The organism is Leucobacter alluvii (assembly GCF_039530485.1).
Lineage (GTDB): Bacteria > Actinomycetota > Actinomycetes > Actinomycetales > Microbacteriaceae > Leucobacter > Leucobacter alluvii.
The window spans coordinates 531949-552265 of the sequence record NZ_BAAAOP010000012.1; the positions used below are offsets into that span (position 1 = coordinate 531949).

Sequence of the window (20317 nt, forward strand, 5' to 3'; positions counted from 1 at the left end):
GCTCGCACCGCTGCGCCAGGCGTGTTGGCACTCAAGCGGCTAACGGGGTACGTTCTCCCCCGGGGGGGTGGTTTTCCTACTGAACCACGGAGTGCGCAATGCTCGACGACCCCCTGCACGATACCCGCGGCCTGCGCGGTACCCGAGCGAGAGCTGAGCGCGCAGCCGCCGCGAACACACGACCGCGCGATCCGCAGCGCGTCGTCCCGCCGCTGCTGTACCTCCCCGTGCGACTGCTGCCCGATGGCTCGCGGGTCGCCGAGCGGCTGCGCACCACCGACGAGCGCGTCGCCCTCCTCGCGTTCACCGCGCTCGATCGACTCGTCAACTCCTGCGGCCCGTCGCAGGCGTGGGCCGTCGTCGAGGTCGTCGCGCTCGATGCGCTGCAGGCCGAGCAGCCGTTCGACCTCGTCGCGTTCGACCCCGCCATCCCGATCGAACTGCTCGAGGGAGGGCGCCTGTCATGACGAGCCTGTCGATCGACAGAGACGCGGTGGTGTCGCTCTTCGCGAAGATGGAGCGTCGGAGCGAGGATTTCCGCGCGGCGCTCTCGGCGGTGCCAGCGGCTGCGGATGCGGGCGAGGCGTCCGCCGACGTCGGCGTCATCGTGGTGGCGATCCACGAACTCGCCGAGAAAGCGCAGATCGCACTCACGGGCCTCCTCGACTTCGGCATCGCAGCCGTCGACGATCTGCTCGCGGGCGACGCGGACGCCGCGGAGGTCTTCACGAAGATGGAAGGCCTGTCGTTCTCATGATGCCGGCGATCGATCTGCACATTCCCGGCGACACGCGCTCCATCTGGGGCGTCGTCGACTGGATGACCTCGGCGGCGGCGGGCGTCGACGAACTGACCGTGGGGTTGTCGAGACTGGAGAGCGACATCCAGTACTCGTGGCAGGGCGCGGCAGTGCTGAGTTTTCACACTGCGACGACGAAGCTCCGGTTCGCCTGCGAGCCGATCTCGGCGTATGCTCGCGAAGCCGCAGACGTGTTCTCGGCGTTCGCGGAACACATCTCTCGAGGGAGGTCGACCTTCGCAGATTATGCGGATCGCGCCGCGGCCGCCGGCATCACCGTGGTCGCCGAACGATTCATCACGCCGCCCGAGTCGCCGGTGGAGTTCGCGCCCACCGGCGAGTGCCTGACGCCCGACCCGGAGTCGGCGAGAGCGTACGCCGACCTGATCGAGATGTTCCTCGAAATCCGCGGGCTCGTCGCGCTCTGGTTCGACGACACATCTGCGTGGATCGCCGAGAACATCGTTCCGCTCATCGGCGAGCTGCAGAGCATCACCGGGCTCGATTGCATCCTGCAGCACTTCGACCTCAACGGGTTCGATCTTCTGGAAACGCTCCTGACTGACGCGGAGCGGCGGGTCGGCTCGCACCTCGACGAGTTCATCGAGCGCCAGAGGTCGTTCGAGGAAGCCTACGACGAGCACCGGAAGGACACCCGTTCGAACGACCCGCGCCGCCAGGCACGAGTCGATGCGTTCGACCGGGCGGGCAACCGCACAGCGCTCGAAGAGGTCGAGAAGCAGATCGCTCGCCTCGAACCGGGCAAGCTGCTGCTGCGCGGCGGAGGCGCCGCGACGGGCGTCATCGGCGCCGCAGTTGAGCTCGCGGGCGGTGCGTCGCCGGGCGAAGTCGGTGCTGGTGTCGTGGGCGGGGCCGTCGGCGGAGCGGTCGGCGGAGCGGTCGGAGCGGCGATCGGGGGAGCGGCAAGCACCGTACCTCTGGTGGGCCTCGCCGCTCCCGTAGTGTTCGCATACGGTGGCTCCGCTGCCGGAAGCGCAGTCTCGAAGGCTACGTGGGGAGCATGGGTCCCTTTGCGCACTCGAGAGGCCATTGATGCCGGCCTGCACGACGAATACGGGCTGCGGGCGAGGTTCGACCCGAATCTTCGCCCTCCGCTGATCCAATGAGCGCCCGCAACTCCTGGGGTCCGTCGCGCCTGCTGCGATTCCCCGCGGTCGGCACCGACGCTCGGGCCATCGTCCGCGGTGGAACGTTTGGCGCGTTCCAGTACTTCTCGGCAGTTTTCCTGGTCGCAATAGGCCTATACTTCGCGGTGTGCCTGCTCGGCGACCCAAAAAGCTGGCAGTACGCGGTGGCACCGTTTTATCTCGCGCTCGTGCCACTCTGGATTGCATTGCTCTGGGCGGAACACCGTTCTGCCGCGCAGCCGAACCGCATCCGATACTTCACCCGCGCTGTCGGCCTGCGGCTAGGCTACTCTCCACGCCTGCAGCACTTCCTCATCGGACTTGTCGCATCGTTCGCGTTTGGCGTAGGCGTCGCTACGGCCGTGTACGCGTACGCATTCTTCATCGTCGATCAACGTGGCAATCTGTTCGAATTCCCGAGGATTGCTTGGGGTGCGCTCGCACTCGTTCCGCTCGGCGCATACGGCCTCGCACGACTCGTACAGTACGCATTCATGCCTCCCGGTCTGCTGGTCGACGAGCGGGGCCTGACGTTCACCAACGTGGATGCCCGGAGCATCACCCTGAGAGAGCCTCGCTGGGAAGAGGTCCGGTTGATCCAGACAGTGAACACGGGCAGGGCGCACCTCGCGATCGTCGAGGTCAGCGGCCGACGGAGCACCATCGCAGCTCAGGCGATGGGCTCAGACCCGGTGACGGTCGCCGCGATCCTGCAGTTCTACCTGCACCGCCCCCAGCACCGCAGCGCGCTCACCGACCCTCAGCAGGCGCTCCGTTGCTTCCTCACCCATCGCCAGGACCCGTTGTAACGCGGCGTCTCCGCTCCCGGAACCCCGGCTCACTCCCCCCGCTCGATCTCCTCTGAGCGACGGATGTTGGCGGCGAGCGCACGGTCGAAGAGGTCGGCCCAGCCACCGCGCTGGAGTTCGAGCACGGCCTGCTCGGTCGTGCCCTTCGGGCTGGTGACCTTCCGCCGGAGCGTCTCGGGGCGTTCGTCGCTCTGCGCCCACAGCTGGGCTGCGCCCACGATCGTCTGCTTGACGAGTGCGCGAGCCTGATCCTCGTCGAATCCCGCGCGTTCCGCTGCCGCCGTCATCTCCTCCGCGTAGAGGAACAGATAGGCCGGGCCGGATCCCGACACCGCAGCGACGGCGTTGATCTGATCCTCGCGCACGACCAGCGCTTCCCCCACTGTGGCGAACATGCGCTGCACGAGCGCGACGTGCTCCGACGTGGCCGAGGCGCCGCCAGCAATGCCCGTTGCCCCGAGGCCGACGGTCGATGGCGTGTTCGGCATCGCCCGCACCACGGGCACACCCTCGGGCAGCTCGGCCTCGATCGCGGAACTCGGCACGCCGGCGGCCACGCTCACCACGACCGCGCCCGGTTCCAGGTCGGCGGCGATCTCGCGCACGACGTCGCGCATCATCCACGGCTTGACGCCGAGCACGACGAGCTCGGCGCCGCGCACGGCGCGCCGGTTGGCGTCCGGATCCCGCTCCGACGACGTCGCCGTCACGTCACTCGCGTCGGCGAAGGCCCGCGCGCTCGCCTCGGATTTCGTCGTCACGACGATCGGGCGCTCGATGTCGACGTCGGGTGCGCGCAGGCCCTCGAGAATCGCGCCTCCCATCGAACCGACACCGATCATCGCGGTGCGAGGCAGGCGGGCAGTGGTACGGGGAGCTGTCGATTCGTCCATGCCCCCAGTGTATGGAGCACCTCCGACAGAATGAGACGCTGACCTTGTCCGTTTCCATACCGTCCCGACGCGGGGTCCGGCATAGACTTGGGCCAGCAATTCGGACACTCGAGGTCCATCATGGGAGGCATCTGGAATGAGCGCGTCAGGCGGCAGCAAGGCGATCATCGCGGCGTTACTCGCCAACTTGGGAATCGCGGTGACGAAGTTCATCGCGTGGGCGTTCTCGGGCTCCTCCTCGATGCTCGCAGAGGGCGTGCACTCGCTCGCCGACTCGGGAAACCAGGTACTGCTGCTCGTCGGCGGCAAGCGAGCGCAGCAGAAGGCCGATAAGGAGCACCCGTTCGGCTACGGTCGCGTCAGATACGTCTACGCCTTCGTCGTCGCGATCGTGCTCTTCTCGATCGGCGGCGTCTTCTCCGTCTACGAGGGCGTGTCGAAGATTCAGCACCCACACGCGCTCGAGGTGTGGTGGCTCCCGCTCGCCGTGCTCCTCATCGCCATCGTGCTCGAGAGCTTCTCGCTGCGCACCGCGGTGCGGGAGAGCCGGCCGCACAAGGGGACTTCGAGCTGGTTCCAGTTCATCCGCCGTTCCAAGGCGCCGGAGCTGCCCGTCGTGCTGCTCGAAGACCTCGCCGCACTGCTCGGTCTGGTGTTCGCGTTCATCGGCGTCGGCCTCACGGTACTCACCGGCAACGGGCTCTTCGACGGCATCGCAACCGTCGCGATCGGCGTGCTGCTCGTGGCCGTCGCCATCGTGCTCGGCATCGAGGTCAAGAGCCTGCTGGTCGGCGAGGGCGCGAACGACGACGACGTCGCCAAGATCGAGGCGGCGCTCCTCAAGTCGCAGGACATCATTCGCATCATCCACATGAAGACCCTCTATCTCGGCCCCGACGAGTTCATGGTCGGCGCGAAGGTCGACATCGCCCCGACGAAGACCATGAACGAAGTCTCGGTCATCATCAACCTCGCCGAGCGACGCGTGCGCGAGGCCGTCCCCGCCGCACGCGTCATCTACATCGAACCCGACGTCTACCTCGACCCCGATGCCGCCACACTGTCGACGAGCTCGATCGTCATGCTGTCGAGCGACTGACCGCCCGATCCGCGCTCCTGCTGCATCGGGTGCACGAACCGTTCACCCAGCAGCCACCGCGTAGCTCCGTCCCGGCCACCGCGCACTTCTAGCGTGGGGTCTCGGATCGGCCGCCCCTCACGGGCGAGTCCGCACGCGCCTCCCGGCGATCCGAACCTCATCTGTTGGAAGGAACACCCGTGACCTCTCGCGCTATTGTGCGCTCCGCCGCCGTGATCACCGCCCTCCTCATCGGCGGCTCGCTCGCCGCCTGCTCCACGGCGAGCAACGCCGAAGGCGGATCGAGCTCATCGACCGACGCAGCCACCGCCACCAGCGCCGAAGACTTCGGCGGCATGGATGCACTCGTGGCCGCGGCGCAGGAGGAGGGCGAGCTCAACGTCATCGCGCTGCCAGAGACCTGGGCCAACTACGGCAAGATCATCACCGGCTTCGAAGACAAGTACGGCATCACCGTCAACTCGGCGTCGCCCGATGCATCGAGCGCCGAGGAGATCCAGGCCGCGGAGAACCTGCAGGGGCAGGACACGGCGCCCGACGTCTTCGACCTCGGCACCGCGGTGGCGCTCGACAACCTCGACAAGTTCGCGCCCTATCAGGTGGAGACCTGGGACGACATTCCCGCAGGCAACAAGGAGTCGACCGGCCTCTGGGTGAACAACTACTCGGGGATCATGTCGATCGGCTACGACGCCGACGCGCTCGCCGAGCCGAAGGCGCTCGACGACCTGCTGGATGCGGAGTACCAGGGATCCGTCGTGCTCAACGGCGACCCGACGCAGGCCGGTGCGGCGTTCGCCGCCGTCGGCTCGATCTCCGCGCTGAACGGCGGAGGCGTCGACGACTTCGGCCCCGGCATCGACTTCGTCTCCGAGCTGCGGGACGCGGGCAACCTGCTGACCGTCGACCCGACGCCGGCGACCATCGCCTCGGGCGAGACGCCGCTGGTCTTCGACTGGTCGTTCAACAACATCGCGGCCGCCGCTGACAAGCCCAGCTGGAAGACCACCGTGCTCGAAGGGCCAGCGTACGTCTCCTTCTACAACGAGGCCATCAACAAGGACGCCCCCAACCCCGCTGCCGCCCGGCTGTGGCAGGAGTGGATCTTCTCCGACGAGGTGCAGAGCCTGTACCTCGAGGCGAATGCGGTTCCGGTGCGGGCCGACGCGCTGCAGCAGGCCGGTTCCGTCGACGAGTCGCTCCTCGAGGCCGCCACGTTCGGCACGAGCAGCGACGACTGGATCACCCCGACCGAAGACGACACGGCCGCCGCCAACACGCTCCTCGGGGAGCGCTGGGCCGACGCCATCAAGTAGTCCCCGATCCGTGCGGTGGGGGCGCGATCAGCCCCCACCGCACGCGTGCGTCTGCACCATCGTCATCTCAGTTCGGCCGACCGCCCGGAGCCCACGTGAAACGCCTCATCTCGCTGATCGGGCTCGCCCCCTTCACCGTCTACATCCTGCTGTTCCTCGCCGTGCCCACGATGCTCGCCGTGGGCAGCGGCTTCACCGATGATCAGGGATTCACCCTCGCAAACCTCCAGGTGCTCACCGCGCCGGCGACACTCAGCGCCTTCGGCGCGAGCGTCGGCGTCAGCTGCATCACCGCCGTGGTCGGCGCCCTGATCGGAGCGATCCTCTGCTGGGCGCTCGCCGGGCTCCCGGAGAACGGACCGCTCCGACGCGTCATCGATGCTGCGAGCTCCGTGCTGGCTCAGTTCGGCGGCGTCATGCTCGCCTTCGCCTTCGTGGCGACGATCGGCATCCAGGGGCTCGTCACGGTCACCCTCCGCGATCGCCTCGGCGTCGACATCTACGCCGAAGGGGTCTGGCTCTACGAACTGCCAGGGCTGATCCTCCCCTACCTCTACTTCCAGGTGCCGCTGATGGTCATCACCTTCCTGCCAGCCGTCGTCGCCCTGCAGCCGGGTTGGGCTGAAGCGGTCGCGACGCTCGGCGGCAACAGCTTCAGCTACTGGTGGCGGATCGGCCTGCCCGTACTCGCCCCCGCGTTCCTCGGCTCGCTGCTCCTGCTCTTCGCGAACGCGTTCTCGTCGTATGCCACGGCGGCCGCACTCATCAGCCAGGGCGCGCAGATCGTCCCGTTGCAGATCCGCGCGGCACTGATCGGTGAGACCGGCGGATCGAACTCTGCGACTGCCGGCGTACTCGCGCTCGGCATGATCGTCGTGATGACCGTCGTGATGCTCGCCTACGGCAGACTCATGGCCCGTGCGGGGCGGTGGCAGCGATGAGCACGCGCATGCCCGGTCGCCCGTCACGAGGCGTCGCCTACGCCGTCGTCGGCGTCATCGGACTCGTCTTCCTCATTCCGCTCTTCGCAATGCTCGAGTTCACGCTGCGGCAGACCGCCGGCGGGTACGGCCCCGACCACTGGCTCGCGCTCTTCGACCCCGATAACGCCCGCGCGTACCGGCCGCTGTTCCAGGGCCTCGGCAACTCCTTCCTCCTCGCCGTCCTCACTCTCGTGATCGTGCTCGGCGTGTTCTTCCCGACCGTCGTGCTCGTGCACCTGAGGTTTCCCCGACTCGAACGCGCGCTCGACCTCCTCACCGTGCTGCCCATCGCGATCCCCGCCATCGTGCTCGTCGTCGGGTTCGCGCCGATCTACCGCGCACTCGGCTCCGTCGTCGGCTCCGGAGCGTGGACCCTCTCGCTCGCCTACGGCGTGCTCGTCCTGCCCTTCGCCTACCGAGCGATCAACTCGGACCTGCAGGGCATGGACGCCCGCACTCGCGCCGAGGCCGCCCGGTCGCTGGGTGCCGGATGGGGCACCGTTCTCGTGCGGATCGTCACGCCCGGAGTGCGGCGCGGGCTGCTCGGGGCATCGCTCCTCACCATCGCGATCGTGCTCGGCGAGTTCACCGTGTCTTCACTGCTCAACCGCGTCACGCTCCAAACGGCGCTGCTGCAGATCTCGAAGTCGGATCCGTTCGTAGCCGTCGCGGTATCGTTGCTCTCGCTGGTCGGCGCCTTCCTCGTTCTTCTCCTCGTCAGCAGTACCGGGGGCGCTCCGCGCCGTCGCACGCGACGCGGTTCCCGCTCGAACACTTCCCAGGAGTCCTCCTCATGAACGGCACGATGACCCAGACCCGATCGGGCGCCGCCGTGCGCCTCGAACAGGTGACCAAGGCGTACGGGGCGACCACCGTGCTGCACGGCATCGACCTAGCGCTCGAACCCGGCGAACTCGTCTGCCTGCTCGGCCCGTCGGGCTGCGGGAAGACGACGGCGCTGCGCTGCATCGCGGGCCTCGAAGACGTGACGTCCGGACACGTGCGCATCGGCGACGACGACGTGACCGGCGTGCCAGTGAACCGACGCGACATCGGCATGGTCTTCCAGCAGTACTCGCTCTTCCCCCACCTAACTGTGGCGCGCAACGTCGAGTTCGGGCTCGGCATGCGCAAAGTGCCGAAGGCCGAGCGCGTCGCACGCATCGGCGAGATGCTCGAGATCGTCGGGCTGACCCACCTCGCGGAGCGCTTCCCGCACGAGCTCTCCGGCGGGCAGCAGCAGCGCGTCGCCCTGGCGCGCGCGCTCGTCACTCGCCCACGGGCACTCCTGCTCGATGAGCCGCTCTCGGCGCTCGACGCCAAGGTGCGGGTGCGGCTCCGCGAGCAGATCCGCATGATCCAGACGGACCTCGGCATCACGACCGTATTCGTCACGCACGATCAGGAGGAGGCGCTCGCCATCTCCGACCGGGTCGCGGTGATGGAGGGCGGCAGGATCGCGCAGCTCGGCACCCCCGAAGACCTCTACCGCCGGCCGGCGTCGCCCTTCGTCGCCGACTTCGTCGGGCTCTCCAACCAGCTCGAGGCGACGCAGGAACGGGAGCTCGTCAACATCCGCGGCGCCCGACTCCCGACGATCGCTCCGGCGGGAACCGGTACGACCGGCGTGGCCGGCGCCCGAGTGGTGGCGTATGTGCGCCCCGAGCACGTGCGGCTCGCGGCAGAGACTCCGGGATCCTTCGCCACGCCGCTGAGCGGGGTCGTCCTGTCGAGCGGGTTCCTCGGGCCCATTCGCCGTACCGTCGTGCAGCTCGACGACGGCACCGAACTGGCGTCGCAGCACGCGGCCGACGAGTCGTTCCGCGCAGGAGACCGCGTCGTCGTGTCGTTCGCCGCCGAACCGGTCACGGTCGCGCCCCGCGTCTGACGGGGCCCGGGGCGTCTCGGCGCCTCCGCCTCCGCCACGCGGGTCACTTTGGGAGAGTGTTGCGCCGCGCGACCGCGCCGACACCCTCCCTAAGTGACCCCGCTGGCCGTGAGGTGCGGGGCGCCCCGGCGGGGTACCCCGGCGGGGCACCCCGTCCACTGCCGCCGGAGCGGGGTCACTGTTGGTGCGTGTCGGGCGCGCGACACGCACCAACAGTGACCCCGCTCGCAGAAGGTGCGCGGGGCGCGGCACCCGCGCCCCGCTAGCGGCGGCGCTCGAAGAAGGCGCGGAGCAGCGCGGCGCACTCGTCGGCGCGCACCCCTCCCACCACCTCCGGCACCGCGTGCGGCAGTCGCCCGTCGCGCAGCAGATCGTAGACACTGCCGACAGCACCGGCCTTCTCGTCCCAGGCTCCGATCACGACGCGCTCGATGCGCGCAGCGAGGATCGTGCCGGCGCACATGACGCAGGGCTCCAGCGTCACGACGAGCGTGCAGCCGTCGAGCATGCGACTTCCACGCGCAGCTGCCGCCTCGCGAATGGCGAGCACCTCGGCATGGCCCGTCGGATCCGGCACCGACTCGCGGGCGTTCCCGCCCGCACCGATGACGACCCCGTCGGCATCGAGCACGAGCGCTCCGACCGGAATCTCGCCCGCATCGAATGCCTCGCGCGCCTGGTGGAGCGCGAGTCCCATCGACTCGAACTCGGCGCGCGATGGGGGGATGGGGGTCACGCCAATAGAATAGGTCCATGCGAGTCTTCGTTGCGGATCATCCCCTCATCACCCACAAGCTCACCGTGTTGCGTGACACGAAGACCTCCCAGCCGACGTTCCGGCTCCTCATCGAGGAGCTGATGACGCTCCTCGCCTATGAGGCCACGCGCGAGGTGCGCGTCGAACCGCACGCGATCGAGACGCCGGTCGCGCCCACGACGGGCGTGAAGCTCAGCGAGCCGCTGCCGCTCATCGTCCCGATTCTGCGCGCCGGGCTCGGAATGCTCGAGGGCATGGTGAAGCTCGTCCCCACAGCCGAAGTCGGATTCCTCGGCATGGCACGCGACGAAGAGACGCTGCAGCCCACGACGTACGCCGAGCGTCTGCCCGATTCGCTCGCCGGGCGTCAGTGCTTCGTGCTCGACCCGATGCTCGCGACAGGAGGATCACTGGCGGCAGCGATCAAGTTCCTGTTCGATCGTGGCGCCGACGATGTGACGGCGATCTGCGTGCTCGGCACCCCTGAGGGCGTCGAGGCGATCAAGGAGGCAGCGGGCGACCGCGAGGTGACGCTGGTGCTCGGAGCGCTCGACGACGGCTTGGACGAGCACGCGTACATCGTCCCCGGCCTGGGCGACGCCGGCGACCGCCTGTACGGCACCGCCGACCACTGACCCGGCCGCGCGACCGCTCAGTTCTGCTGCATCCGCAGCTTCCGCTTGACACTCGGAGCAATGCTTTGCTTAACTTGCGGTTATGCATGAGACCATTCGTCCCCAGTCCGCCTTCGAGGTGAACTTTGGGAACCCCGGCATGATGATGGCCGGGCAGAGTGTCATGCGTTGTCGAATGTGCATGTGAACGTCTTCTAGCAGTACGTCCACCCCGCGACATCTTCCCGTCGCCGCGATCTCGGGTCGCCGCTTCCACTGAGACTCCTCGGAAGCGCCGCCCGCTTCGCCCGCACCACTGGCCGGTCACCGGCCTCCGTGTTCCGCGCACCGCTGCGCCGAACCGCATTCGACAGCCTCGAAGGACATCATCATGAACGCCACCACCCAGACCCTCCGCGCCGCTCGCCCCGACCTCGCCGCAGATCTCTCGCCGCAGCAGACCTCAGAGCGCCGCGTTCCCGAAGGCACCGAGGTGCGCGGTTTCGCACTCTACGTCGGCCTCGCCGACGACAAGATCGCAGACGGCGACCCGAAGCTCGGCGCCATCGTCACCCGCATCAAGCAGCTCGTCGCCGAACTCGCTCCGGCGGCCGAAACCTACGCAGCCGTCGCCCTCGCCCCGGAGCAGACCGGCGGTCGTGACGTCGACGTCGTGCGCCTCGCGCTCGGCGACCCCGCAGCTGTCGCCCGTCAGAAGCAGCACGAAGCGGAAGAGCAGGATCACGCTGCGAGCGGCGTGATCCTCGATCTGTCGCGGAAGCGCGTCCTGCTCGACAACGTCACTGCCGCGCTCACGTTCCGGGAGTTCGAACTGCTGCAGTACCTCGTGCTGCGCGAGGGGCGCACGATCAGCCGCGAGGAGCTCATCTCCGCGCTGTGGAGCGAGGGCACCGACGAAGAGGTGCCCAGCGAGCGCACCATCGACGTGCACATCCGCCGTCTCCGGGTGAAGCTGGCGCAGTACCAGGACATCGTGCGCACGGTGCGCGGCACCGGATACCGCTTCGACCGTCACGCTGACGTCGCGATCCTCCACACGGCGGCACCGAGCCCCGACGCTTTCTGAGCCGCACCGCGCGGATTCACCGCACGGCGCAGGGCCGTGACCGCTGCTGCCGTGCGGCGCCGCCCCGTCGCGCGCTGCAACGCGCTACCGCGTCGTGAGCCACCTGCGGTAGCCTCGGAAACGCATCCTACGTCTTGAAGGAGACCGAACATGACTACGTTGCCCCCAGAGGATCAGCCCGGCCGAGAGTCTGCCGCACCCGTTTCAGGCGATCCCGCACCGACCACGCCACCGGCTCCTCCCACGCCTCCGGCGACGCCCCAGTCGCCCCCGAGTGCTCCCGAGACGCCTTCGACGGCGCCCCAGTTCCAGTCGCCGCAGTACCAGGCGCCGGCTACGCCTCCGGTCCCGCCGCAAGCGCCGCAGTACCAGGCGCCGCAGTACCAGGCGCCGAACGCGCAGCATCCGCAACAGCCCCAGCAGCCGCCGCAGTACGGCGCGCCGGGCCAGACGCCTCCGCCTCCGGGCGGCTACCAGCAGCCGCCCGCCGGCTACGCTCAGCCGGTCGCCGATCCGGCCAGCAATGTCGTGCTCAACTACTGGCTGTCGGTCTTCTTCTCGTGGATTCCCGCGCTGATCTTCTTCCTCGTCGACAAGGACAAGGGCGATCAGCGTCTCTACGCTTACCAGCGCGACAACCTGAACTTCTCGCTGCTGCGCGTCGGCGTCGGCCTCGCCACATGGATTCTCGGGCTCATCCCATACCTGGGGCTGATCTTCGGCTTCCTGCTCGGCATCGGCTCGGTCGTGCTGTTCGTGTTCCACATCATCGCCGCTGTGAAGGCGAGCGAGGGCTTCCGCCGCGGTGAGCAGCCCGGATTCATCTTCAACGTTCCGCTCATCAAGTAGCGCAGCGTTCCTCCGTCGACGGCGCCCCGGTCAGCTTCTGCGAAGCCGGGGCGCCGTTGTCATATCCGCGCTGAGCTGCAGCCGTGATCGCGCGCCGCTCCCGGGCGGTCAGCGGCTCAGGTGCCGAGAGCAGCACGGCGCGAGCGCCGTGCTCGCCAGCGCTCGGCGAAGCGAGCGAGGGCCATGCGCGCCCATACGAGCAGCCGGCGCGCCCAGTGGAACTCGGTGCCGAGTATGGCGAGTCCGAAGAAGACGATGAGCCAGCCCGGCCCGGGCAGCGGCACCAGGATCAGCCCGATGCCGACGATGAGCGCACCCACCGCGGTCAGAGCGACACGGTAGAGCGTGTCGAGCCACCGACGCCGTTTGATGACGGCGCGAACGCGCGACGAGCCACGCGCAAGGCGACCCCAGCGACGACGTGGGCGCCCGTCGGGCGCGGCTCGGTGTGCGTCGGGTGCGGGCATGGGGCGAGCCTAGGTCGTGACGCTGGCAGCCCGCCGCGAGTCAGGTGAGTGCTCGCTTAGACTGGCGGAATGACTGAGCGATGGCGGTCCGTGGCGGCAGCGGCGGGCCTGGCGGCCGACGACGGCTCGACCCGGCCGACCATCTTCGCGGAGATGACCGCACTGGCGCTGGCGACGGATTCCGCGAATCTCGGTCAGGGGTTTCCAGACGCCGACGGCCCCGAATGGATCCGTCGGATCGCGGCGGAGGCGATCCTGCAGGGAGAGAATCAGTACCCGCCTGGGCGCGGGATCCCAGCCCTGCGCGAATCGATCGCGCAGCACCGTCTCCGCCACACCGGCATCGCCGTCGACCCGTCGACCGAGGTGCTGGTGACGGCTGGCGCGACGGAAGCCCTGGCTGCGGCGCTGCTCGCATTCACCGGTCCCGGTGATGAGGTCGTGACGCTCGAGCCCTTCTACGACGCCTATGCCGCACTCATCGCCATGTCGGGTGCGACGCATGTGACGGTGCCCCTCCGGCACATCGACGGAGCGTTCCGAGTGGACCGCGCCGCCCTCGCCGACGCCGTGGGAGACCGCACTCGCGTGATCGTGATCAACACTCCGCACAATCCCACCGGCACCGTGCTGAGCGCCGACGAGCTCGGCCTCATCGCCGACGTCGCGCAACGCGTCGACGCTCTCGTGCTGACCGATGAGGTCTACGAGCACCTCACGTTCGACGGAGCCCGGCATCATGCGCTCGCGGCGCTTCCCGGCATGGCCGACCGAACCATCACGATCTCGTCCTCCGGCAAGACGTTCTCGCTCACCGGTTGGAAGATCGGATGGGCCGTCGGCCCCGCGCCGCTCATCGAGGCGATCACCGCGGTGAAGCAGTTTCTCACCTACTCGGGAGGAGCTCCGTTCCAGCCCGCGATCGCACGAGCCCTTGCCGCAGGCGACGACGACATCCTCGAGCTGCGCGACTCCTTGGCGGATCGCCGTGACCTGCTCGTCTCGGGCCTGCGCGCGGCCGGCTTCGATCTCGTGGTCCCAGGCGGCACGTACTTCGTGTGCGCCGACGCGACACCGTTCCTGAGCGATGCCGCGCCCGATGGTGCGGCGTTCGCGCGCATGCTGCCCGGTGCGATCGGCGTGGCGTGCGTGCCGATCTCCGCGTTCTGCCGCGCAGGGTCGGAGACGGCTTCTGCGCTCTCGTCGTGGGTGCGCTTCACCTTCGTCAAGGACGAGCGGACTCTGCGTACCGCGATCGATCGCCTGTCTCGGCTCGGCGGCGCAGCTGAGCCTGCGAGTGAGCAGCACGGCTGAGCCGCGCGTCTCCGTAACGCACACCTCCGCGCAGGCGCAGTGCGAGGGCGATCCAGATCGTGACGCCCCGTTCGATCATCCACAGCGGCGCCCACCAGGGCGCGCTCCGCGGGAAGACCCTGCGACCGTTGCTGCGCCGCCGACCGCGCTCTGCGACGAGCAGCAGCGCACCGAGCAGGGCGATGGCGCGTGCGCGCTTGCGCAGGCACCAGAGCACGACCGGGAGGATCGCTGCTTCGGCGAGGAGACGCGCGGGCTGAGCCCAGCTGTCGTACGCCTGGCGCACGCGCTGGGACCGGAAGTGGCGCGCCGAGGGCGGGCGCCGCGCGACGTAGATCCCGGGTCGGTGCGCGACCCGTCCCCCGTGCGCGCGGACGGTGCGTTCGAGTTCCAAGTTCTCGAACAGCACTTCTGGATCGTACCCGCCCATGGCGGTGAACGTGGACCGTCGCAGGCCGTACGTGCCCGGGTAGTCTTCGCCCAGCGCGCGATTGAGCAGGCTGCGGCCCGTATCCCACCTCGCGTGCCAGGGGGCCGGGGTGAAGTAGTTCTGCGGTTTGACGAGATCGGCGGCGCCCAGGGCGCTGATCACGGCGATCAGCGCGGGGCGGTCGTACCGCACATCGTCGTCCGCGAGGATGACGCGCTCGTGGCGCGCGGCTGCGACTCCCGCGAGCACCCCGTGCACCTTGCCGTTGCCCGCGCCGGAGCCGGTCACCGGAAGGTGCCGCACGATACCCCGCCAGGCGTCAGCATGCGCCGAGAACCGCTCCTCGTCCGACCCGTCGACGACGGTGACGTCGATCCATGCGGCGAGTTGTCGCAGGTACGACGTCATCTCGGCGAGCTCGTCATCCGCGCGCCAGCGCAGCGGGATGACGTACTCAGCCGCTTCTCGGTCGCCCATCATGCCGCCATTAGTCGTCCGTGCGGAATCCGGAGAGCCGGTGGGTCCCATCGCAGAACGGTTTGATCGTCGAGAGGCCGCACCTGCAGAGCGCGATGGTTCTTCGCTTCTGCGGAATCGGCGCTCCGTCCGACGTCCGCAGGTTGATCGCCCCGCGCACGATCAGCGGACCGTCGGGGTAGGGAGTGATCGACGGTTCCTCGGGAGTCACGCGGCCGTCGCCTCTCGGAGCGACGAACGCCCCTCAGTCCACGCGGTGAGCATGTGCTCTCCCATCCAACCGTCGACGGTGAGACACGCCACCGCTCCGAACATGATGTCCGGCAGGAGCTCGGGTCGATCCTCGGCGAGCGCGCCGGCCATGTCGCGCCCGGCGATCTGCTCGTGCACCGCGTCGGCTTCGACGTGCTCGTCGAAGTAGTCAGTCACTTCCTCGCCGTATCCGAGGCGCCGGAATCCGTCGCCGTACAGCCGATTCGGGATGGCGGAGGTCATTTCGAACGCGGCGAGGTGCCCGACGATCGCCCCGACCAGCCTGCGGTTGAGCCCGAACATCGACATCATGTTGTGCGAGGCGAAGGTGATGGCGGGAACGACGTCGACGTATCGCCCGTAGGCGTCGTCGAGCCCCGCCTCGCGCATCGTCTTCGCATAGATCGTGGCGTGGACTCGCTCCGGCCGGCCGCTCCCGTACTCGTCCGCCTGAATCTCGACGAGCGCCGCCTTCGCTCCCCCGCGGAGGCGCGGAATCGCCCAGGAATGCGGATCGGCTTCGCGGAGCGTGTAGATCGACTTCTGCATCAGGAACTCTTCGGCCTGCTCCTGCGTCGCCCGTTTGGCGAAGTACCGCGACAGGCTGGGCCCGGCGTCTGCCGAGGTCAGGTCGAAGAGCGACTTCGCAACGGCTCGCGCCTGCGGAGCCGGAATGTCGGGAAGCGCGATGCGCGCGCGCAGCTCCGATTCGAATGCCGCCTCCAGCACCGCTCGCGCCTCGATGAGCGCGGTGTCCCACTCGCAGTCGGCGGAGATGCCGTCGATGGACCCGTAGTGGCAGGCGTAGAGCAGGAAGAGCGCGAGCTGAATGTCGTCATCGTGCGTGATGTCCGCACTCTCCTCGACCGCGCGCCGCGCCGCCTCCGGAGCACCTGCGGTCTCCTCCGCCCCGGCAAGGCTGCGGAGCAGCGATTCGCTCAGCGGTCCCCGCGCGTGAAATGCGAGCAGTGCGGATGATGTGTCGACGGTGGCGGACATGGCTCTCCTATCTCAAGTCTTCTCAGCTTGGCCGAGCGAGAGGTGCACGAACAGGGCTTGGCGCCGTGCCAGTGCGTGCGCTATGCGCTGCCGTGACCGGCCCTCCGCCCGCGGTGCCCGTCAGCTCTCGTTGCGCTCGCGGATCTCCCGCCCTTCGTCGATGTCCTGCTGCTCCTTCTTCGCGGCCTTGTCGCTCTTGCGGGTATCCCGCGGAGGGAGCTGGATGCGTTCTTCCGCGGGCATGCCGGCCTGCAGTTCACGGCCGCGCTCCAGTTCGGCGTCGAATTCGGCTCCGAAGAGAATGGCGTTGTTCGCGATCCAGAGCCACAGGAGGAAGATGATGACGCCCGCGAGCGAACCGTAGGTCTTGTCGTAGTTGGAGAAGTTCGCGACGTAGAAGCCGAACGCGGCAGTCGCGATCGCGAGGAGAATGAGCGCGAGGAAGGCTCCCATGCTCATCCAGCGGAACTTGGGCTGCTTGGCGTTCGGAGTGGCGTAGTAGAGGATCGCCAGGATCAGCGCGAACACCACGGCGAGCACGGGCCACTTCGCGATCGACCACACCATCGTCGCAGTCTCGCCGATGCCGAGCGCCGAGCCGACCGCGTCGGCGACCGGCCCCGAGACCACGAGCATGACCGCTGCGATCACGATGAGCACGAGCGAGATGATCGTGACGAGCAGCTGGGCCGGCTTGAGTTTCCAGAACGGTCGTCCCTCCTCGATTTCGTAGATCCGGTTCATCGCACGGCTGAAAGCCGTCACGTAGCCGGAAGCCGACCAGATGGCGACGACGAGGCCGCTCACCAGGGCGAAACCGGCAGCTGGCGAAGTGGCGAACTGCTCGATGGGCCCGCGCACTACATCTGCCGTCCCCCCGGGAGCGACTTCGTCGACGATGCCCAGAATCGCATCCGTCGCGGCAGGGCCCTGCCCGAAGACGCCGAGCAGCGAGAAGATCGCGATGAGCGCGGGGAAGAGCGCGAGTACGGCGTAGTACGTGAGGCTCGCCGCGATATCGGTGCACTGATCCGCTCCGAATTCGCGGAGGGTTTTGCGCAGAACGTACACCCATGACCGCTTCTGCAGATCCGTCGGCCCATCGGGCTTCCGCGAATCCTCCGGGTCCGGTGCGGCCTTCCTGGCGTCGGTCTGCGGACGGTGATGCGCGCTCGCGGTGCGTGAGGTGTGATCCGTGTTCATCAGGTGCTCTTCCCGTGTCGGCTCGAAGATGCGGACGTTCCTCTCCAGTGAATGACGGCCGGCGCGCGTCGTCATCGGGGTCGCGAACTGGCGTCGGCTGCCCTATAGTGGTGCGATCTGCTCCGCACCGCTCCTCCGAGTTCGACGCGGAATATTCTGCCGGGGCGACCGGCGAGACGGCAGGATAGAACCATGGTCGCCTCCCCGTACGCTTCTCGCCCCTGGCTCACCTCGTATGCGGAGGGTGTGCCCGCAGAGATCGATGAACCGGCGCAATCGCTGCCCGAGATGCTCTCGGCGAGTGTGCGAGCGTTTCCCTCCCATGTCGCACTCGAGTTCTTCGGTGCTCCGACGACCTACCGGCAATTGGGGGAACAGGTCGAACGCGCGGCTGAGGGGCTGCGGCGCATCGGCGTGACCAAGGGGGATCGCGTAGCGCTCGTGCTCCCGAACTGTCCGCAGCATGTCGTCGCGTTCTACGCCGTGCTCCGGCTCGGCGCCATCGTCGTGGAGCACAATCCGCTGTACACGGCGCGCGAGCTGCGTCACCAGTTCGAGGATCACGGCGCCCGGTTCGCCATCGTCTGGGACAAGGTCGTGGACACCGTCGCCGGGTTCCCGTCGGATCTCAAGCTCGAACGCATCGTGAGCGTTGACCTGACCGCCGCCATGCCCCGCGCGCAGCGTCTCCTCCTGCGGCTGCCGATTCCGGCGGCGCGCGCATCGCGGGCGAAACTGACGGCCGCGCCGCGGGCGAAGGATCTCATCTCGTGGAAATCGCTGCTCGACCACCGACGGCTCTCCAAGCGCGTCCCGGGTCCTGCGCTACGGGATACGGCGCTCCTGCAGTACACGAGCGGCACCACCGGTACCCCGAAGGGTGCGATTCTCACGCACGCGAACCTCATGGCCAACGCGATGCAGGGCCGGGCGTGGGTGCCGGGGCTCGTCGCAGGGTCCGAGACGTTCTACGGAGTGCTGCCGCTCTTCCACGCCTACGGGATGACGCTGTGCCTGACCTTCGCGATGAGCATCGGGGCCAAACTCGTCCTGTTCCCGACCTTCAGCGTCGACCTCGTGACGAAGGCGGCGCGCAAGAGCGCCCCCACGTTCCTGCCAGCGGTTCCTCCGATCTACGATCAGCTCGCGCGTGCGGCGTCTCGCGGAACCATCGATCTCTCCAGCGTGCGCTTCGCCATCTCCGGCGCCATGAGCCTGCCAGTCGCGACGGTCGAGCGATGGGAAGACGCGACGGGCGGCCTGCTCGTCGAGGGCTACGGGATGACGGAGAGCTCGCCGGTCGCACTCGGCAATCCGATCGGCAAGACCCGGCGTCCTGGAACGGTCGGCGTGCCGTTTCCCAGCACCGAGATCCGCGTCGTCGACCCGGAGGATCCCCTGACCGACCTTCCCTTGGGCGAAGCCGGAGAACTGCTCATCCGCGGCCCCCAGGTCTTCCAGGGGTACTGGGGTCGCCCGATCGAGACTGCGGAGGCCCTGCTGCCCGACGGGTGGCTCAGAACGGGTGACATCGCCGAGGTTTCTGACGACGGGTTCGTGACGATCGTCGATCGACTCAAAGAGATCATCATCACGGGGGGCTTCAACGTCTCGCCGAGCGAGGTGGAGAGCGCCATCGCGGCGCACCCGGACGTGGTCGCGGCTGCCGTCGTGGGGCTGCCGAGGCCCGATGGCGGCGAGGAGGTCGCCGCCGCCGTGGTGCTCCGAGACGGTGCGGAGCTGGAACCGGCGGCCCTGCGGGACTTCTGCCGCACGCGCCTCACCCCGTACAAGGTGCCGAGACGCTTCTTCCAGGTCGAAGACCTCCCCCGCTCGCTCATCGGCAAGGTGCTGCGCCGAAGCGTGCGAGAGCAGCTGCTCGCCAGCTCAGAGTGAGCTCGGCGCGGCTCTCCCCCACCAGGCCGGCAGACGCGACAGGGCCCGCCGCAATGCGACGGGCCCTGATGGCGGAGGATGGGGGATTTGAACCCCCGAGGGCGTGAACCCAACACGCGTTCCAGGCGTGCGCCATAGGCCGCTAGGCGAATCCTCCTCACTGGCCGAAGCCAGCGCGCACCAGTCTAGCGGGTTCTCGTCAGCACGCCGAACCGGGGGCGCCGTCGACCGCGTCGGAGACCTCACAGAAGCCTGTTCGTCGCCCGAAAGAAACCTGAAGATGTACGAGACCTGACTACTGAACTTGAAAGTAACGGAACGGTAACGCATACTAGGTGAGGCGCACGGGCCACCGCCCGGCGCTTTTTGTTGGAAAGTCCGGAGTTTATCGCGTGAATGTTTCTGCCAAGGTGTTCGTAGTCGGCCTGGTTTCCTCAGTGACCTTCGCCGTCGGCGCAGCACCAGCGGCGGCCGATGTGCCGCTCGAGGATTTCTCCTCACCGGCCGCAGCCGTACAGCCCGTCACCACCGTCGCCCAGCAGCTCGACACCACTGAAGACGCCCTCGCCGGCGCCTCCATCGAGTCGGTACTGCAGGTCGAAGAAGAGATCGCGACGGTTCCGCACGGTTACGACGTCGAAGCGGCGATCGAGCTCGCGAAGAGCGAGATCGGCACCAGCCGCCCCACCGGGTGGAACGCTCCGGGCGAGTGCATCATGTCTGCGCAGCGCTGGGTCAAGGCAGGCAACGGCGCCTGGAACGGAAGCGGCGATCCCGTGGCGAACTACACGGGCGCGACTCGCGTGTCGCTCGCCGATGCCGAAGCCGGCGACATCATCCAGTACGAGTACACCGCTTCCCCCACGTCGTGGGTGACCGGCGTCCACACGGTGCTCATCACCGAGGTCAACGACGACGGCACCTTCACGATCATCCAGTCGAACAGCCCCGGCGGCTCCGGCTTGGTCACCGAGGAGCAGGACTGGACCCCGGCGCCGCCGGAGGGCTTCACCGCCGCCGTCTGGCGCTTCTAGCCC

The 20317-nt window shown here is 68.3% G+C and carries 22 protein-coding genes and 1 tRNA gene; 15 read left to right on the forward strand and 8 right to left on the reverse strand.

The annotated features are described in order from the left end of the window. Window positions 1-98 precede the first annotated feature (98 nt). From ABFX18_RS13655 to ABFX18_RS13670, 4 genes are read left to right on the forward strand one after another with little or no spacing between them, the layout of a single operon-like run. A complete protein-coding gene (locus tag ABFX18_RS13655) occupies window positions 99-467 on the forward strand; it encodes an SAV_915 family protein (protein WP_346058616.1) in 369 nt (122 codons plus the stop codon). Next, a complete protein-coding gene (locus ABFX18_RS13660) occupies window positions 464-757 on the forward strand; it encodes a hypothetical protein (protein WP_346058617.1) in 294 nt (97 codons plus the stop codon). Before ABFX18_RS13655 ends, ABFX18_RS13660 begins: the two co-directional genes overlap by 4 nt. Next, window positions 754-1926 (forward strand): hypothetical protein, encoded by a 1173-nt coding sequence (locus ABFX18_RS13665; protein ID WP_346058618.1) that lies wholly within the window; start codon window positions 754-756, stop codon window positions 1924-1926. Before ABFX18_RS13660 ends, ABFX18_RS13665 begins: the two co-directional genes overlap by 4 nt. Next, complete coding sequence (locus ABFX18_RS13670; RefSeq protein ID WP_346058619.1) at window positions 1923-2756, forward strand: hypothetical protein; 834 nt, start codon at window positions 1923-1925, stop codon at window positions 2754-2756. The genes ABFX18_RS13665 and ABFX18_RS13670 overlap by 4 nt, the downstream gene beginning before the upstream one ends. A 29-nt stretch (window positions 2757-2785) precedes the next feature. On the opposite strand, the gene proC is transcribed toward ABFX18_RS13670, so the two are convergent. After that, window positions 2786-3649: a pyrroline-5-carboxylate reductase gene (gene proC, locus ABFX18_RS13675; RefSeq protein WP_336662728.1), complete on the reverse strand. Its 864-nt coding sequence runs from the start codon at window positions 3647-3649 to the stop codon at window positions 2786-2788. A gap of 136 nt (window positions 3650-3785) precedes the next feature. Here proC and ABFX18_RS13680 point away from each other — a divergent pair, with 136 nt between their 5' ends. The 5 genes from ABFX18_RS13680 (at window position 3786) to ABFX18_RS13700 (ending at window position 8935) form a co-directional block, all read left to right on the forward strand. After that, a complete protein-coding gene (locus ABFX18_RS13680) occupies window positions 3786-4748 on the forward strand; it encodes a cation diffusion facilitator family transporter (protein WP_200330306.1) in 963 nt (320 codons plus the stop codon). Between the two features lie 179 nt (window positions 4749-4927). Beyond that, window positions 4928-6064 carry an ABC transporter substrate-binding protein gene (locus tag ABFX18_RS13685; protein ID WP_200330308.1) on the forward strand — a complete coding sequence of 379 codons (1137 nt, stop codon included), beginning with the start codon at window positions 4928-4930 and terminating at the stop codon, window positions 6062-6064. A 95-nt stretch (window positions 6065-6159) separates the two neighbouring features. Then, complete coding sequence (locus ABFX18_RS13690) at window positions 6160-7005, forward strand: ABC transporter permease (RefSeq protein WP_090146423.1); 846 nt, start codon at window positions 6160-6162, stop codon at window positions 7003-7005. Continuing rightward, entirely contained in the window at window positions 7002-7844 is an 843-nt protein-coding gene (locus ABFX18_RS13695) for an ABC transporter permease (RefSeq protein WP_346058620.1), read from the forward strand. Before ABFX18_RS13690 ends, ABFX18_RS13695 begins: the two co-directional genes overlap by 4 nt. Next, the gene (locus tag ABFX18_RS13700) at window positions 7841-8935 is read left to right on the forward strand and encodes an ABC transporter ATP-binding protein (RefSeq protein ID WP_211649967.1); all 1095 of its coding nucleotides are present in this window, start codon (window positions 7841-7843) and stop codon (window positions 8933-8935) included. The genes ABFX18_RS13695 and ABFX18_RS13700 overlap by 4 nt, the downstream gene beginning before the upstream one ends. A gap of 262 nt (window positions 8936-9197) precedes the next feature. Here ABFX18_RS13700 and ABFX18_RS13705 read toward each other — a convergent pair whose 3' ends face one another. After that, window positions 9198-9632: a nucleoside deaminase gene (locus tag ABFX18_RS13705; protein ID WP_200331087.1), complete on the reverse strand. Its 435-nt coding sequence runs from the start codon at window positions 9630-9632 to the stop codon at window positions 9198-9200. 56 nt (window positions 9633-9688) lie between these two features. Between ABFX18_RS13705 and upp the strand changes: the two genes are divergently transcribed. From upp to ABFX18_RS13720, 3 genes are all read left to right on the forward strand, one after another. After that, window positions 9689-10327 (forward strand): uracil phosphoribosyltransferase, encoded by a 639-nt coding sequence (gene upp / locus ABFX18_RS13710; RefSeq protein ID WP_346058621.1) that lies wholly within the window; start codon window positions 9689-9691, stop codon window positions 10325-10327. Between the two features lie 370 nt (window positions 10328-10697). Next, a complete protein-coding gene (locus ABFX18_RS13715; protein ID WP_090146412.1) occupies window positions 10698-11393 on the forward strand; it encodes a winged helix-turn-helix domain-containing protein in 696 nt (231 codons plus the stop codon). Window positions 11394-11543: 150 nt separating this feature from the next. Then, the gene (locus tag ABFX18_RS13720) at window positions 11544-12242 is read left to right on the forward strand and encodes a magnetosome magnetite crystal formation protein family (protein ID WP_346058622.1); all 699 of its coding nucleotides are present in this window, start codon (window positions 11544-11546) and stop codon (window positions 12240-12242) included. A gap of 116 nt (window positions 12243-12358) precedes the next feature. Here the strand turns inward: ABFX18_RS13720 and ABFX18_RS13725 are convergent, their stop codons facing one another. Continuing rightward, complete coding sequence (locus ABFX18_RS13725; protein ID WP_346058623.1) at window positions 12359-12709, reverse strand: TIGR02611 family protein; 351 nt, start codon at window positions 12707-12709, stop codon at window positions 12359-12361. A gap of 69 nt (window positions 12710-12778) precedes the next feature. Here ABFX18_RS13725 and ABFX18_RS13730 point away from each other — a divergent pair, with 69 nt between their 5' ends. Beyond that, window positions 12779-14023 (forward strand): aminotransferase class I/II-fold pyridoxal phosphate-dependent enzyme, encoded by a 1245-nt coding sequence (locus ABFX18_RS13730; RefSeq protein WP_346058624.1) that lies wholly within the window; start codon window positions 12779-12781, stop codon window positions 14021-14023. Here ABFX18_RS13730 and ABFX18_RS13735 read toward each other — a convergent pair. The 4 genes from ABFX18_RS13735 to ABFX18_RS13750 form a co-directional block, all read right to left on the reverse strand. After that, window positions 13935-14933, reverse strand: coding sequence for a glycosyltransferase family 2 protein (locus ABFX18_RS13735; RefSeq protein ID WP_346058625.1), 999 nt, complete (start codon window positions 14931-14933; stop codon window positions 13935-13937). The genes ABFX18_RS13730 and ABFX18_RS13735 overlap by 89 nt on opposite strands. A 7-nt stretch (window positions 14934-14940) precedes the next feature. Beyond that, window positions 14941-15141, reverse strand: coding sequence for a CDGSH iron-sulfur domain-containing protein (locus tag ABFX18_RS13740; protein WP_090146401.1), 201 nt, complete (start codon window positions 15139-15141; stop codon window positions 14941-14943). After that, window positions 15138-16181, reverse strand: a complete 1044-nt coding sequence (locus ABFX18_RS13745) for an iron-containing redox enzyme family protein (protein ID WP_346058626.1) — start codon at window positions 16179-16181, stop codon at window positions 15138-15140. Before ABFX18_RS13745 ends, ABFX18_RS13740 begins: the two co-directional genes overlap by 4 nt. 120 nt (window positions 16182-16301) lie before the next feature. Beyond that, window positions 16302-17384 carry a YihY/virulence factor BrkB family protein gene (locus ABFX18_RS13750; protein ID WP_346058627.1) on the reverse strand — a complete coding sequence of 361 codons (1083 nt, stop codon included), beginning with the start codon at window positions 17382-17384 and terminating at the stop codon, window positions 16302-16304. Window positions 17385-17576: 192 nt separating this feature from the next. Here ABFX18_RS13750 and ABFX18_RS13755 point away from each other — a divergent pair, with 192 nt between their 5' ends. Then, complete coding sequence (locus ABFX18_RS13755; RefSeq protein ID WP_346058628.1) at window positions 17577-19280, forward strand: long-chain-fatty-acid--CoA ligase; 1704 nt, start codon at window positions 17577-17579, stop codon at window positions 19278-19280. Window positions 19281-19349: 69 nt separating this feature from the next. Here ABFX18_RS13755 and ABFX18_RS13760 read toward each other — a convergent pair. Further along, window positions 19350-19437, reverse strand: a tRNA-Ser gene (locus tag ABFX18_RS13760). A 235-nt stretch (window positions 19438-19672) separates the two neighbouring features. On the opposite strand from ABFX18_RS13760, the gene ABFX18_RS13765 reads away from it, so the two are divergent. Beyond that, window positions 19673-20314 (forward strand): CHAP domain-containing protein, encoded by a 642-nt coding sequence (locus ABFX18_RS13765; protein WP_346058629.1) that lies wholly within the window; start codon window positions 19673-19675, stop codon window positions 20312-20314. Window positions 20315-20317 lie beyond the last annotated feature (3 nt).

Excerpts from the sequence above, each read along its gene's own strand:
- ABFX18_RS13730 (WP_346058624.1), top strand. The coding sequence starts at position 12,779 with ATGACTGAGCGATGGCGGTCCGTGGCGGCAGCGGCGGGCCTGGCGGCC.
- ABFX18_RS13655 (WP_346058616.1), top strand. The coding sequence starts at position 99 with ATGCTCGACGACCCCCTGCACGATACCCGCGGCCTGCGCGGTACCCGA.
- ABFX18_RS13700 (WP_211649967.1), top strand. The coding sequence starts at position 7,841 with ATGAACGGCACGATGACCCAGACCCGATCGGGCGCCGCCGTGCGCCTC.
- ABFX18_RS13750 (WP_346058627.1), bottom strand. The coding sequence starts at position 17,384 with ATGAACACGGATCACACCTCACGCACCGCGAGCGCGCATCACCGTCCG.
- ABFX18_RS13665 (WP_346058618.1), top strand. The coding sequence starts at position 754 with ATGATGCCGGCGATCGATCTGCACATTCCCGGCGACACGCGCTCCATC.
- ABFX18_RS13670 (WP_346058619.1), top strand. The coding sequence starts at position 1,923 with ATGAGCGCCCGCAACTCCTGGGGTCCGTCGCGCCTGCTGCGATTCCCC.
- ABFX18_RS13725 (WP_346058623.1), bottom strand. The coding sequence starts at position 12,709 with ATGCCCGCACCCGACGCACACCGAGCCGCGCCCGACGGGCGCCCACGT.
- ABFX18_RS13680 (WP_200330306.1), top strand. The coding sequence starts at position 3,786 with ATGAGCGCGTCAGGCGGCAGCAAGGCGATCATCGCGGCGTTACTCGCC.
- ABFX18_RS13715 (WP_090146412.1), top strand. The coding sequence starts at position 10,698 with ATGAACGCCACCACCCAGACCCTCCGCGCCGCTCGCCCCGACCTCGCC.
- ABFX18_RS13720 (WP_346058622.1), top strand. The coding sequence starts at position 11,544 with ATGACTACGTTGCCCCCAGAGGATCAGCCCGGCCGAGAGTCTGCCGCA.
- ABFX18_RS13695 (WP_346058620.1), top strand. The coding sequence starts at position 7,002 with ATGAGCACGCGCATGCCCGGTCGCCCGTCACGAGGCGTCGCCTACGCC.
- ABFX18_RS13705 (WP_200331087.1), bottom strand. The coding sequence starts at position 9,632 with ATGGGACTCGCGCTCCACCAGGCGCGCGAGGCATTCGATGCGGGCGAG.
- ABFX18_RS13755 (WP_346058628.1), top strand. The coding sequence starts at position 17,577 with ATGGTCGCCTCCCCGTACGCTTCTCGCCCCTGGCTCACCTCGTATGCG.
- ABFX18_RS13660 (WP_346058617.1), top strand. The coding sequence starts at position 464 with ATGACGAGCCTGTCGATCGACAGAGACGCGGTGGTGTCGCTCTTCGCG.
- upp (WP_346058621.1), top strand. The coding sequence starts at position 9,689 with ATGCGAGTCTTCGTTGCGGATCATCCCCTCATCACCCACAAGCTCACC.
- proC (WP_336662728.1), bottom strand. The coding sequence starts at position 3,649 with ATGGACGAATCGACAGCTCCCCGTACCACTGCCCGCCTGCCTCGCACC.
- ABFX18_RS13745 (WP_346058626.1), bottom strand. The coding sequence starts at position 16,181 with ATGTCCGCCACCGTCGACACATCATCCGCACTGCTCGCATTTCACGCG.
- ABFX18_RS13735 (WP_346058625.1), bottom strand. The coding sequence starts at position 14,933 with ATGATGGGCGACCGAGAAGCGGCTGAGTACGTCATCCCGCTGCGCTGG.